We start from the raw sequence: 13821 nt of genomic DNA, 5'->3' as shown, positions 1-13821 counted from the left end.
GCATGCCTGGACAACGCGATCAACTGTGGGAGCGAGCTTGCTCGCGATGAGGCCATTTCAGGCATCGCAAATCAGACGGTCAACAACCGCTCGCGCATCTTGGCGATTTCGTCGCGTGTCTGCGCGGCTGCTTCGAACTCTAGGTCGCGGGCGAGCTGGTACATTTTCTCTTCCAGCTGACGAATGCGCTTGGCGATTTCGCTCGGTGAACGCAGTTCGTTTTCGTACTTGGCGCTTTCCTCCGCAGCCTTGGCCATGCCCTTGCGCTTCTTGCTGCGCGAGCCCGGCACGACGGCGCCTTCCATGATATCGGCGACGTCCTTGAATACGCCTTTTGGGGTGATGCCATTGGCCAGGTTGAAGGCGATCTGTTTGTCGCGACGACGCTCGGTCTCGCCAATCGCTCGCTCCATCGAGCCAGTGATCCGGTCGGCATACAGAATCGCCCGGCCATTGAGGTTACGTGCCGCACGGCCGATGGTCTGAATCAGCGAACGCTCGGAACGCAGGAAGCCCTCCTTGTCCGCATCGAGAATCGCCACCAGCGACACTTCCGGCATGTCCAGCCCCTCACGCAGCAGGTTGATCCCCACCAGCACATCGAAGGTGCCCAGACGCAAATCGCGAATGATCTCGACCCGCTCCACGGTGTCGATGTCCGAATGCAGATAACGCACGCGCACACCGTGGTCGGCGAGGTAGTCGGTCAAGTCTTCGGACATGCGCTTGGTCAGCGTGGTGACCAGCACCCGCTCTTCAAGCGCCACGCGCTTGGTGATTTCCGAGAGCAAGTCGTCGACCTGGGTCAGCGCCGGACGGATTTCGATTTGCGGGTCGACCAGACCGGTCGGCCGCACCAACTGCTCGATCACTCGACCGGCGTGCTCGGCCTCATAGTTGCCCGGGGTCGCCGAGACGAAAATCGTCTGCGGACTGATACTTTCCCACTCGTCAAAACGCATGGGCCGGTTATCCAGCGCCGACGGCAGGCGGAAGCCATATTCCACCAGCGTTTCTTTACGCGAACGGTCGCCCTTATACATCGCACCGACCTGCGGCACGCTGACGTGGGATTCGTCGATCACCAGCAAGGCGTCGGCCGGCAGGTAGTCGAACAAGGTCGGCGGAGCCTCTCCGGAGGCACGACCCGACAGGTAGCGCGAGTAGTTTTCGATACCGTTGCAGTAACCCAGTTCCAGAATCATTTCCAGATCGAAACGGGTGCGCTGCTCCAGCCGTTGGGCTTCCACCAGTTTATTGTTGGAGCGCAGGTATTCCAGGCGCTCCTGGAGCTCAACCTTGATCCCTTCGATGGCCCCCAACAGGGTTTCTCGCGGTGTGACATAGTGGCTTTTCGGATAGAAGGTGAAACGCGGCAGTTGGCGAATCACTTCGCCGGTCAACGGATCGAAGGCAGAAATCTTCTCCACTTCATCATCGAAGAGCTCAATACGGATCGCTTCAAAATCGGATTCCGCCGGGTGGATATCAATCACGTCGCCGCGCACGCGGAAGGTTGCGCGGGCAAAATCCATATCGTTGCGGGTGTATTGCAGGTCCGCCAAACGGCGCAACAAGGCGCGCTGATCGAGCTTGTCGCCGCGATCGACGTGCAGCACCATTTTCAGATAGGTTTCCGGGCTGCCCAAACCGTAAATGCACGACACCGTGGTGACAATGATTGCGTCCTTGCGCTCCAGCAACGCTTTGGTCGCCGACAGCCGCATCTGTTCGATGTGATCGTTGATCGAGGCATCTTTCTCAATGAACGTATCGGACGACGGCACGTAGGCTTCGGGCTGGTAGTAGTCGTAGTAGGAAACGAAGTACTCCACCGCATTGTTCGGGAAGAACGCCTTGAACTCGCCATATAACTGCGCGGCCAGGGTCTTGTTCGGCGCCAGCACCAGTGTCGGCCGCTGCACCTGGGCGATCACGTTGGCGATACTGAAGGTCTTGCCCGAACCGGTCACACCGAGCAACGTCTGGTGCGCCAGTCCGGCCTCGATGCCCTCGACCATCAAACGGATGGCTTCCGGTTGATCGCCGGCGGGCTCGAAGCGGGTCACTAGCTGGAATTCAGACATAACGTACCTCTTGGTTCATTCCTGCGCGAGCTGACCGGGCACGAACGATGAAGACCGCTCACGACGAATGTCGCCGGGAAAAATCATGATAACCGTTGATGTGGTGCCGAATACCTCTAGTTTCAAGGCAAACGTCCTACACGCCCCTTAGCCATTAACGTGACAATAAGGCGAACGGTCGAAAAATAATCCGAAAAAACCTGCCCGAAAAGCGGAAACGCCTGTCGCCGCGCCGGGTGTTGGCCTCTATACTAGCTCCCCGTTTGTGCACCGCTCTAGTGCATTCGGCTGGAGCGCTACACGTCCCTCCACATTCCATTCAGAGCCGCCGCAATAATGAGCCTCTTCTCCGCTGTCGAAATGGCACCACGCGATCCAATCCTGGGCCTCAACGAAGCATTCAACGCTGACACCCGTACCAATAAGGTCAACCTGGGAGTCGGTGTTTATTGCAACGAGGAGGGGCGAATTCCACTCCTGCGAGCCGTTGTCGAAGCCGAGACGATTCGCGCTGCTCAACATGCTTCCCGTGGCTACCTGCCGATCGACGGTATCGCCGCCTACGACCAGGCCGTGCAAAAGCTGCTGTTCGGTAAAGACTCGCCACTGCTCGCCGCTGGCCGGGTTGTTACTACCCAGTCCGTCGGCGGTACCGGCGCCCTGAAAATCGGCGCTGACTTCCTCAAACAACTGCTGCCGAACGCCGTCGTTGCCATCAGCGACCCAAGCTGGGAAAACCACCGCGCGCTGTTCGAAACCGCCGGTTTCCCGGTTCAGAACTATCGCTACTATGACGCCGCGACTCACGATGTGAACCGCGCTGGTCTGCTGGAAGACCTGAACGCCCTGCCGGCCGGCTCGATCGTCGTGCTGCACGCGTGCTGCCATAACCCGACCGGTGTCGATCTGAGCCCGGCGGACTGGAACAACGTGCTGGACGTGGTCAAGGCGAAAAACCTCGTACCGTTCCTCGACATGGCCTACCAGGGCTTTGGCGACGGCATTGACGAAGACGCCGCTGCCGTGCGCCTGTTCGCCGAGTCGGGCCTGAACTTCTTCGTTTCCAGCTCGTTCTCCAAATCGTTCTCGCTGTACGGCGAACGTGTAGGCGCGCTGTCGATCGTCAGCGAGTCGAAAGAAGAAAGCGCTCGCGTACTGTCGCAAGTCAAACGCGTGATCCGCACCAACTACTCCAACCCGCCGACCCACGGTGCAGCCATTGTTGCCGCCGTACTGAACAGCCCTGAGCTGCGCGCCCAGTGGGAACAGGAACTGGCCGAAATGCGTCTGCGCATTCGCGGCATGCGCACGCAAATGGTCGACCTGCTGGCGAAAAATGCACCTGGCCGCGACTTCAGCTTCGTCGGTCGTCAACGCGGCATGTTCTCGTACTCCGGCCTGACGGTTGAGCAAGTCACCCGTTTGCGCAACGAGTTCGGCATCTATGCCCTGGACACCGGCCGCATCTGCGTGGCCGCGCTGAACCAGAACAACATCGACGTGGTGACCAAGGCCATCGTTCAGGTGATCTAAGCCACACGCGCGACAGAAAAGGGGAAGCCGTTTGGCTTCCCCTTTTCGTTGCAGCCCAGAAAATCAACAGTGTGGCGCGCATGCACTCTAGACTGATGGTCTAGCGCCCTGCCTTTTCGAGAGATTTTATGAAGAACGATGATTTACGCGCTGACCGTGATGAAGACCTGGATCACTTCGTGCCGCGCAACCAGACCAAACGCAGCAGCGGGCTGGTGTGGCAGGTTGCCTTGGGCGTGTTTCTCGGTGGCCTGGCTCTGTGGCTGGTGCAACTGGCTGCCACGTCGCTGTATGCCAAGTTCTTGCTTGGCACCTTTACCTTTGGCGGCTAAGGTCGATCAGCCCGCCAGTTCAGCCGAACGCTGACTGGCGGCGTCGTCATAAGCCACATACAGCGATTCGGCGACCTGACTTTTGATCGCTTTGGTGCTTTCCAGCCCCAGTACAAACCCTTCGGCCTTACCGCCAGCGCGATTCAGCTCATCAGCGGTGCTCGCCTGCGTGATCGCATCGAAGAGCTTCTCGGCATGCGGCCCAACGCCTTTGGGCAGGCTGATCTGTGCGACGCTCATACGAACACCTCGCGCAGCAGGGAAGATGTGATCAGTGGTTGGTGAGTCATGACGCGTACCTTTTCGGCTGAGGGCCGGTAGCGCGTGAAACCACTTCCGGGGGGCCATGGTAGACCTCTGCCACGATTCTGGTAACCGCCAATGGCTGACAGCCTCCGGAATCATCACCGCTCAACTGAAAATCTGCCACTCGAGCAATCCACACTTGACTTGTCCTTTTTAATCAGTAACATACGGCGCATTCCGCGATAGCTCAGTTGGTAGAGCAAGTGACTGTTAATCACTGGGTCCCTGGTTCGAGTCCAGGTCGTGGAGCCAGACAGCAGTATCGAAAGCCCCTGAATCGAAAGATTCAGGGGCTTTTTTGTGGCCGATCGAAATCAGAAGCAGGCCCAGCCGTCGTAGACCTTGTGTACGAAACAAAAAGGGCCGGTCTGTCTACTCGACAGGCCAGCCCTTTTTAGCAGGTGCAGCCGTCAGACATGCTCACTGCTTTTGGCATGTGCCGATCGATGCTCCATCGGGCCGTGAGACGAATCCACAATCACCGGGACTTCATTCCCGTCACAGTCATGCAGTTTGCCGTCGCTGAAGTAATCCCCTTCACGCAACGCCGCCAGATCCTGGAAGCGCAGGGTCCGTTCGGTGCCGGCGGCAAATACCGACTGCTGGTCCGAGTTGCCGGCGGTGAAATGGTTGAAGGTCAGGTTGAGCACGATCGCCATGATCGCCGATGAGCTGATGCCGGAATGGAAGATGGTTGCGAACCAGCTTGGGAAGTGATCGTAGAAGTTAGGTGCGGCGATGGGAATCATGCCGAAGCCGATGGAAGTGGCGACGATGATCAGGTTCACGTTGTTGCGGTAGTCGACCTTGGACAGGGTACGAATGCCACTCGCCGCCACCGTGCCAAACAACACAATACCGGCACCGCCAAGGACGGAAGTCGGTACAGCGGCAATCACTCGCCCCATCACTGGCAACAGGCCTAGCACCACCAGGAACACCCCGCCCGTGGCCACCACGTAGCGGCTCTTGATCCCGGTCACCGCCACCAGTCCGACGTTCTGAGCGAAGGCACTTTGAGTGAAAGAACCGAAGATCGGCGCGATCATGCTCGACAGCATGTCGGCCCGCAGCCCGTTACCCAGACGCTTGGAATCAACCTTGGTGCCGATGATTTCACCGACCGCCAGGATGTCCGCAGAAGTTTCCACCAGCGTCACCATGATCACGATGCACATCGACAGGATCGCCGCGAAGTGAAAGGTTGGCATGCCGAAGTGGAACGGCGTCGGGAAGCCAAACATCGGCCCTTGAGTGACCGTCGAAAAGTCGGCCATACCGAGAAACACCGCGATCACTGTACCGATCACCATGGCCAACAGGATCGACAAACGGGAGATCGTGGCGCTGCCGATCTTGCTCAGCATCAGGACCAGCACCAGCGTCAATCCCGCCAGGCCGATGTTCGACATGCTGCCGAAGCTCTCGGCGTGGCTGTTGCCGCCCATGGCCCAGCGCGCCGCCACCGGCATCAGCGTCAGGCCGATGGTGGTAATCACGATGCCGGTGACCAATGGCGGGAAGAACCTGGTAATTCGAGAAAACACCGGCGTGATCAGCAACCCGATCAATGAGGCAGCGACCACCGCCCCCAGAATCGACTGAAAACCGCCCTCACCACCGCTGCTGACAATCGCCACCATGGTTGCGACGCCCGAGAACGAAACGCCCTGCACCAGCGGCAACTGACAACCGAAAAACGGCAAACCGAGGGTTTGCAGTAATGTCGCCAAGCCCCCCGCAAACAGTGATGCCGCAATCAACAGACCAATGTCGGCCGGAGAAAGCCCGGCCGCCTGGCCGATGATCAGTGGTACCGCAACGATACCGCCATACATGGTCAGAACGTGTTGCAGGCCATAAGCCATATTCGCGCCGACCCCGAGGTTTTCATCCTCAGGCCGTTGATGTGAAACAGAGGGCGTTTTCATCATGGGGGGTTCCCTGGTTTTTTGTTATGCGCACACTGTATTCAATACTCAAGACAAATGTCTATAGAGTTGTATACAGTTTTCCAGCCAGTGACCCGATTGGATTGTTGCTGCAATCGTCCACAACCCTACCCAACGCGCCGCGCAGAGCGACCTGCGGCCCCAGAGCTCAGCCAGGCCTTTCGCTTGAGCTGACCAACTGCGCCAGCATCTGCTTCAACTCTGGATGCTGCGGCACACGAATGTCGAACTCGCGCTCCAGCACCTCAATGACTTCATCAGCGTCCGTCAGCTGCCGACGCTCGCTCTCCTGACCCATCCGGTGAATGGCATAGTTGCCGTTGTTGAGCGTGCGACGCATCCCTGGCCCGGTGCGCGCCACCTTCAATTGCCCCCGGAATGGAGAATCGGGGTGGGTCGAGACGTACCAGTTGCCGATCTGGTAATCGATGTCCGACTGCGCCTGTAGATCGAACACATACATCGGTCGCCACTCGCCGGCGACCTTTGCGCGCAAGATGTAGCTGCTGTCCTGCCGAACGATACGATACGGCTCATGAGCGGTAGGCTGCTCGTCTTCAGTATCGAGACGCAGTGGCGCCGTGGGCACCATGCCGCCGAAGCCGACATCCGAGATATAACGAACCCTGTCCAGGGTCACCAGGCTCAAGCGGTGAGTGCGCGCGGTCAACGCGTTCTCGGGACCGCCCATCACCACCCGCCCGGTAATCCCCCGCGCTTCGAACCCCAGTTGCTGAAGCAAGGCCAGGAACATGTTGTTGAGCTCGTAACAGTAACCACCACGGCCCTCATGCAAGACTTTGCGCTCTACCGAAGGCAGGTCGATGGGCACCGGAACCCACAGCATCGTCGACAAGGTTTCAAAGGGGAAAACCGCGGTATGCCGTGATTGCAACTCGCAAAGGGTGTCGAGCGTGGGCGGCGGCGGTGTGTCGTAACCGAGGCGCCTCAGGTAGAGGTCAACATTCGATAATTCAGGCTGGATCATCAGTGGCTCCTTGTGTACGGGTATCACGTAAACCCTCGTCTGCACTGGATCAACGATTGCGCAACCACTGCAAGAAACCCTTCTTCTCCACCACCTTCGGTACTTCCTGAGTCAGGGTTTGTGCAGTGTGCAAACGGAAATCCAGCAACGTTTGCATCGCTTCGTTGATGTCGTGGCGGGCGTCGAGACAGGGTTTGAGGTACTCCTTCTCGATCCGGTACAGGGTGCAGAGGGTCTTGGCCGAAAAGTCCGCTGGCACCGATTTATCCGAGAGGATACCGGCCTCGCCGATCACCTCGCCCGGCCCCATGCGTCCGGCTTCGAACTTTTTGCCGCCACGGCTCAAGGCCACCGACACCACGCCCGACTCGATGATGAACAGGTGATCGCTGACCTCGCCCGCCGGCAGGATCATTTCCCCCGCGTGGAAGGTGATGAGCGTCATGTTCTGGCTGAAGGTGTCTTTCTCTTCCGAACGCAAGGTCGAGAAAATACTCGAACTTTCAAGTAACGCCCTTGGCCGCGAAAGGCCCGGTGGTGTTGCGGTTTCTGCGGTCGACAACAGGCTGACGCCCGACGCGCGCAAATGCCGGAACGCCAGATCGAACAGCAGATTGCGCACTTCGCGCTTTTGCCCCATGGACGATACAAATCCGATGATCTCGTACTCCACGCCGCTGGCACTGGAGCTTTTCAAGGAGACGTTCGGCGCCGGCTTGCCGAGCAGCTGCCGGCAACCTTGTATCGCCCGCTCCAGCGCTTCGATCACCGTGTGCGGGCGCGCATGGGGACTCAGCTGCAGGCTGATCGTAATGCCGAATATGTCGCTGGGCCGGCTGAAGTTGATGATTTTGGCCTTGGCCGCCAACGAGTTGGGAATCACCGCCATGCTGCCCTGGGCGGTTTGCAGCCGCGTGGCCCGCCAGTCGATGTCGGTGACCCGGCCTTCGGTGCCGTCGATGGAGATCCAGTCATTCAGTTGATAAGGTTTGGTGGTGTTGAGCACGATGCCGGAAAACACGTCGCTGAGGGTGCTCTGCAATGCCAGGCCGACGATGATCGCCAGGGCACCGGAAGTTGCGAGCACGCCTTTGACCGGCAGGTCGAGCACATACGCGAGGGCGGCAATGATCGCGATCAGGAAAATCACCGCGCCAAGCAAATCCTGCAGCAGCCGACCGGTATGCCCGACCCGTTGCATCAACACCGTGCCGAGCAACACCGTCAGAGTCCGCGCGCCAAACAGCCACCAGCCGATCTGCAATCCGGTCGCGGCCAGGTGCAGTGGCACGTTCTCTGGCCAGGGTGCCACATCCATCGGGTTCATGCCTTCGTTGAACAGCACCGCGCTGAACAACGAAAAAATCACCAGCCGCACGACCAGCTGCCAGTGACTGACACTGACCAACCGCCACAGCAGGATGTCGACCAGAATCAGCGCCAAAGCGCAAAACAGCGGGTGATCAGTAAGAAAGGACAGCATCAAGCAACTCCAGCAAAGCCAATGGCGTGAAGATCGCACAGATTGGGCACAGTGTAGGAGGAATTGATTATGCGAGAAGAACGCTACTGACCGGACACCCAAAAACCTGTGGGAGCGAGCCTGCTCGCGATGACGGTGGAACAGACACCTATACAGTGACTGTCAGACCGCTATCGCGAGCAGGCTCGCTCCCACAGTTGATCGGTGGTGTATACAGGATCTGTGTACGCCACCCGACCATTGTTACTTGCTGTTGGTCAGCGCGTTGTAGCTGGTCATCAGGTTGCGGTAGTCCGGAATGTGGTTGGAGAACAAGGTCGCCAGCCCTTCCACATCGTTGCGCCAGTCGCGGTGCAGCTCACAGGCCAGGGCGAACCAGGTCATCAGTTGTGCGCCCGAGGACGACATGCGGTCCCAGGCCGAATGCCGGGTCACTTGATTGAAAGTACCGGAAGCATCCGACACCACGAACACCTCAAAACCTTCAGCCAGTGCCGACAGCGCCGGGAACGCCACGCAAACCTCAGTCACCACACCGGCGATGATCAGTTGCTTCTTGCCGGTGGCCTTGACGGCCTTGACGAAGTCTTCGTTGTCCCAGGCATTGATCTGGCCCGGGCGGGGGATGTACGGCGCGTCCGGAAACAGTGCCTTGAGCTCGGGCATCAGCGGGCCGTTGGGGCCGGTTTCGAAACTGGTGGTGAGGATGGTCGGCAGTTTGAAGTACTTGGCCAGATCAGCCAGCGCCAGCACGTCGTTCTTGAACTTGTCCGGTTCGATGTCGCGCACCAGCGACAGCAGGCCCGCCTGATGATCGACCAGCAGAACGGCGGCGTTGTTTTTGTCCAGACGTTTGTAAGAGGCAGTCATTGCAGTAGTCCTCGCTTTTTATCGATGCCGAACAGGCCGGCGTAAGTAAAACCGGGTTGAGTTCGTGCCGCCGAAGCGGCATCGGGTATTCGTTAAATCGCGGCCAAGCAAGCATAGTCACGCATAGCTGCAATGCCATGCCATGCCATGCAGCAACAGTAATCAGCTCAACCACTCATCCGACCGAACTGCCCCGACTGAAAATCGGCGAAGGTCTGGTGAATCTCTTGCTCGGTGGGATTGAGCAGAACCGCTCAGCGTTGCTCCAGGTGCTGAGCCAGACACGCCATGGCGTCTTGCAAGGCTTGCACCGCCTGGCTCAACAAGGTGTCGTCGCGTCTGCCGCACGCGACTTCCAGCTGTTCGCAACAGCGAACCAGGCGCTGCGCCTTGACCATCTGCGCACCGCCCTTGATCCGATGAGCCAGGTCGCGCAAACCCATGCGGTCACGTTGGCTGTAAAAGCCCTGTAAACGTGTCAGGTCCTCGGCGTTACTGGTGGCCAGGTCAGCCAGCAAATTATTGATCAGATGGCGGTCATCCCCGGCCAGCCGTTCAAGACTGCTGAGGTCGATCTCAGCGCCTGAGACCTGTGTCGTTTCGGCCCGTGTCGGTTCACGAGCGTCCGATGCTCTGCCCGTCAGTCGGCTTTTCAGATCCTTCAGGCTGATGGGCTTGAACAGGCAATCGTCCATCCCCGCGTCCATGCAGCGGATCTTTTCTTCGGGTTGAGCGTTGGCGGTGAAACCGAGAATCAGGCAAGGCGTGTACCCATTGGCCCGTTCCTCGTCACGAATCACCCCTGCCAACTCGTAGCCACTGAGGTTAGGCATATTGCAATCGCTGATCACCACGTCGAACGAATGCTCACGCCAGTATTCCAGCCCCTGTTCGCCGTCGTTGGCCGTCAGAACACGGTGCCCCAGGTAGCTCAATTGTTGTGACAGCAACAGGCGGTTGGCCGGGTAGTCGTCAACCACCAGAATGTTCAACGAACGCCCCGGCTCCATCGGTGCAGTCTCTGTTGTCGGCTGCTCGGCCAGCGGCTGCAGTGCCAGCACCTCAAGGCTGATATCGACCTGGGTACCGCTGCCCAGCACACTGCTCAAGTGCAATTGCCCGCCCATCATCTCGCACAGTGAACGGCTGATGACCAGGCCCAGACCTGAGCCACTGCGACCATCCTGCGGGCTATTGGAGGCCTGAACAAACGGATTGAACAGGCGTTGCTGATCGACGTTACTGATGCCAATCCCGCTGTCCTCGATACGCAGGCTGATCGCCAGATACCCGTCAACGGCACCGGGCTCTACCCGCAGCGTCAGGCGAATCTGTCCTGCGCGGGTGAACTTGATCGCGTTACTCAGCACGTTGGAAACGATCTGCTTGAAACGCATGGGGTCAATCAGTACGTCACAGTGACTTCGGGCATCCAGCTCGACCTGCCAGAGCAGGTTCTTTTGCCGCGCCAGGCCTTCGAAGACCTTGCTCACCGAACCGACCAGTGCCAACAGATTCGCTCGCTCCGGGGCCAGGGACAAATGCCCCGACTCGATCCGCGAGATGTCCAGAATATCGCCGATCAACTCCAGCAACTGCTGCGCTGCGTTCGACGCGACCTCAATCGCAAAACGGTCGGTCACGCCCTCTTCAGCTCGCTTCATCGCCAGCTCAAGCATGCCGATCAGCGCATTCATCGGCGTACGGATTTCATGGCTCATGGTTGCCAGGAAAGTCGTTTTGGCCCGGTTGGCATCGTCTGCCGCGTCCCGGGCTTGCTGCACTTGCCGCAGCAATTGCTGGCGTTTGCGGATCAGGTTACGCTGGTAGGCAATCCAGCCCAGCGCCAACAGCAACAGCAGCCCTGCGGCCAGAAACCCCTGAATGATGGTGGTGCGGTGACGCGACCAGTAGCTGTCATCCAGCGGCAATTCATTGCGCCAGCGATTGGCCAACTCATCCATTTCTTCCGGGGAAATGCTTAACAGGGCTTTATTCAGGATCGAGTAGAGCTCCAGGGCTCCGCGGTTGGTCGCAAAGCTGATGTGCGCCGGCTCAGTGCCGACCGTACTGGTGATCGCCAGAGCCTGACGGTACTCCCGGGCGATCAGGTAGCGCGCGATGATCAACGAACTTAACGCCGCATCGGCTTGGCCCTTGGCGACCAGTTCCATGCCTTGGGCGGGGGTTTGCACATCGATGAAGCGCACACCGGGAACCCGCGCCAGAATGACCTCGCGCAGCGTATGACCGCTGTAGATCGCCAATCGCTTGCCGCTCATGTCGTCCAGCGTCGCCGGATCCCGAGCCCCGCCTGCACTGACCAGGACAAAGGGATTGATCAGGTACGGTCGAGTGAAACGCAGTTCTGCCTGACGCTCGGTGCTCGGGGTAATCACTGCCAGCAGGTCGAGCCCGCCTTGCTTGACCTGCTCTATTTGCCGATACAACGAATTGCCGCGCACGAGCTTGAACTTCAGCCCGGTATGCAGGCTGATCCTGTCCAGGACCTGGGCGCTGAGGCCTCTGAACTCACCTTTATCGTCATAAAAAGACAACGGTGCAAAATTGTCGATCACCCCGACCCTGACCGACTGATGGCTATCCAGCCAACGTTGTTCACTGGCACTCAATTGCAAGCGTTGCGCACTGTTCAAACTACTGCCGGCACTCCAGCGGCGCAGGATGGTCATGCGCTCTTGCACGGGAATCGCCGCCAGAGCGGCATCGATAATCCGCCGCAAGCGAGGATTGTCAGCACTCACTGCAAAGCCGAACGCGTTGACGTCCAGCCGGGCGAAACCCGCCAACTGCACATTGTTCAGGTAATTGTTATTGATCAGGTAACTGGCACTGATGGAGTCGCCGAGGTAGACATCGGCACCGCCGAAGGCCACGGCGCCGATGGCACTCAATGTCGAGTCATACAGTTGCAAGTGCGCCTTGGGATAAACCGCCTCGACCGCTTCAGACCGTAAGTAATGATCTAGCATCGCTACCCGCTGACCCGCAAGGCCTGCTGTCAGCCTGGCGCTGTCGCCCGTGCGGGTGACCAGCGCCGGTGCGTCTTCGGCATAAGAACGCAACATCAAAAGCTGCGGATCGGCCGCTTCGAAATCGTTGGCGGTGCCCAACAGATCGACATTGCCCTGCTTCAACGCGGCAATCACCTCCCCCCGGGACCTGTAGCGTTTGACCTCGACCTTGATGTGCAGCAATTGGCTGAGCAAGACCGCAAAATCAGCGGTGATGCCTTCCAGATACTTGTCGTTGATGGTGACTTCGAACGGCGCGTAATCGGGTGCCGAAGCGCCCAGTCGCAAGCGGCCCTGCTCGCGCAGCCAGCGCCAGTCGGCCTCTTCCAGTTCAACCTGGTAACCGTCGACGGCCGAACGCCCCTGCGGTTTGAGAAGTTGTGGCTTTGCCGCGAAGCTGTCCACTGAACTGAATATACCAAGCAACGTCAGCACCACCAGCCATACGCGTAGGCTCATGTGCATTCAGATCAGCTGATTGCGCTTGGCGAAATCCCTCAAGTGAACCAGGGATTTCACATTGAGCTTTGCGATCAAACGGGTTTTATAGGTGCTGACGGTTTTGTGGCTGAGAAGCATGGCCTCGGCAATATCCTTATTGCTGGAGCCACGCGCCAGTAATTGGAAGATGGTCAGCTCACGGTCGGAGAGCTTCTCGATCATCTGCAACTCGTTGAGTTGCAGTGCGTCCAGGTTCACTGAGTCGGTGTCCACCTGAGGGAAACACGTGTAGCCAGACATCAACGCATTAACGGCTTTACGCAGGTCCTCCAGGTCATTGGTTTTCGCGACGAAACCCAAGGCCCCGGCCCTCATGCAGCGCTGGACATAAAACCTTGGTTCATAGGAGGTGAAGACTAAAACCCTGCAGGACAACCGATCGTGCTGCAAACGGCTCAGCAGGTCCAGCCCACCAAGCTTGGGCATACTCAGATCCAGCACCACCAGAACAGGTAAATGCTCACGGATCATTTGCAGCGCATGAGCGCCATTGGATGACTCCAGAATCGTCCGGAACATCAGTCTGTCTTTAGAGTCTTTAACCACCGCCAGCAGCATTTTTATGGCGGCCCGAATAACCGGATGATCATCCACGATCAGCGCTGAACTCATGGCAACTCCTGTAGAAACGCCCAAAAACCCCGGCATGACGCCCATGGCATTTGCCAAGGCTGACACAACGGCTGCGCAACGACTGTTGCACGAGAAACGGAGCGAAACTACCTGTCAGAGTT

The 13821-nt window shown here is 58.6% G+C and carries 10 protein-coding genes and 1 tRNA gene; 3 read left to right on the top strand and 8 right to left on the bottom strand.

Annotation, left to right across the window (positions count from 1 at the left end; translation table 11 throughout):
• Positions 1 to 71: 71 nt before the first annotated feature.
• Positions 72 to 2087 (bottom strand): excinuclease ABC subunit UvrB, encoded by a 2016-nt coding sequence (gene uvrB / locus AC1RPZ_RS25170; protein ID WP_493140317.1) that lies wholly within the window; start codon positions 2085 to 2087, stop codon positions 72 to 74.
• Positions 2088 to 2423: 336 nt separating this feature from the next.
• Between uvrB and AC1RPZ_RS25165 the strand changes: the two genes are divergently transcribed.
• Both AC1RPZ_RS25165 and AC1RPZ_RS25160 read left to right on the top strand, forming a co-directional pair.
• Positions 2424 to 3620, top strand: coding sequence for an amino acid aminotransferase (locus tag AC1RPZ_RS25165; protein WP_493140315.1), 1197 nt, complete (start codon positions 2424 to 2426; stop codon positions 3618 to 3620).
• A gap of 128 nt (positions 3621 to 3748) precedes the next feature.
• Positions 3749 to 3952: a hypothetical protein gene (locus tag AC1RPZ_RS25160; RefSeq protein WP_071550868.1), complete on the top strand. Its 204-nt coding sequence runs from the start codon at positions 3749 to 3751 to the stop codon at positions 3950 to 3952.
• A 6-nt stretch (positions 3953 to 3958) separates the two neighbouring features.
• On the opposite strand, the gene AC1RPZ_RS25155 is transcribed toward AC1RPZ_RS25160, so the two are convergent.
• Positions 3959 to 4192, bottom strand: coding sequence for a hypothetical protein (locus tag AC1RPZ_RS25155; protein ID WP_493140313.1), 234 nt, complete (start codon positions 4190 to 4192; stop codon positions 3959 to 3961).
• Between the two features lie 242 nt (positions 4193 to 4434).
• Between AC1RPZ_RS25155 and AC1RPZ_RS25150 the strand changes: the two genes are divergently transcribed.
• Positions 4435 to 4510 (top strand) — tRNA-Asn (locus AC1RPZ_RS25150).
• Between the two features lie 158 nt (positions 4511 to 4668).
• Here AC1RPZ_RS25150 and AC1RPZ_RS25145 read toward each other — a convergent pair.
• The 6 genes from AC1RPZ_RS25145 to AC1RPZ_RS25120 all read right to left on the bottom strand — a co-directional run bounded on the left by AC1RPZ_RS25145 (position 4669) and on the right by AC1RPZ_RS25120 (position 13699).
• Complete coding sequence (locus AC1RPZ_RS25145) at positions 4669 to 6189, bottom strand: nucleobase:cation symporter-2 family protein (protein WP_493140363.1); 1521 nt, start codon at positions 6187 to 6189, stop codon at positions 4669 to 4671.
• 169 nt (positions 6190 to 6358) lie between these two features.
• A complete protein-coding gene (locus AC1RPZ_RS25140; RefSeq protein WP_493140311.1) occupies positions 6359 to 7198 on the bottom strand; it encodes an arylamine N-acetyltransferase family protein in 840 nt (279 codons plus the stop codon).
• A gap of 49 nt (positions 7199 to 7247) precedes the next feature.
• On the bottom strand, positions 7248 to 8681 hold the full coding sequence (locus AC1RPZ_RS25135) for a mechanosensitive ion channel domain-containing protein (RefSeq protein WP_493140309.1): 1434 nt from the start codon (positions 8679 to 8681) through the stop codon (positions 7248 to 7250).
• Positions 8682 to 8924: 243 nt separating this feature from the next.
• Complete coding sequence (ycaC, locus tag AC1RPZ_RS25130; RefSeq protein WP_493140307.1) at positions 8925 to 9551, bottom strand: isochorismate family cysteine hydrolase YcaC; 627 nt, start codon at positions 9549 to 9551, stop codon at positions 8925 to 8927.
• Positions 9552 to 9805: 254 nt separating this feature from the next.
• Complete coding sequence (locus AC1RPZ_RS25125; RefSeq protein ID WP_493140305.1) at positions 9806 to 13051, bottom strand: transporter substrate-binding domain-containing protein; 3246 nt, start codon at positions 13049 to 13051, stop codon at positions 9806 to 9808.
• The gene (locus tag AC1RPZ_RS25120; protein ID WP_493140303.1) at positions 13052 to 13699 is read right to left on the bottom strand and encodes a response regulator; all 648 of its coding nucleotides are present in this window, start codon (positions 13697 to 13699) and stop codon (positions 13052 to 13054) included.
• Between the last annotated feature and the right edge of the window lie 122 nt (positions 13700 to 13821).

It is taken from the genome of Pseudomonas sp. GW822-FHT02D10, from assembly GCF_058802345.1.
This window is presented reverse-complemented; position numbering and strand designations above follow the sequence as displayed.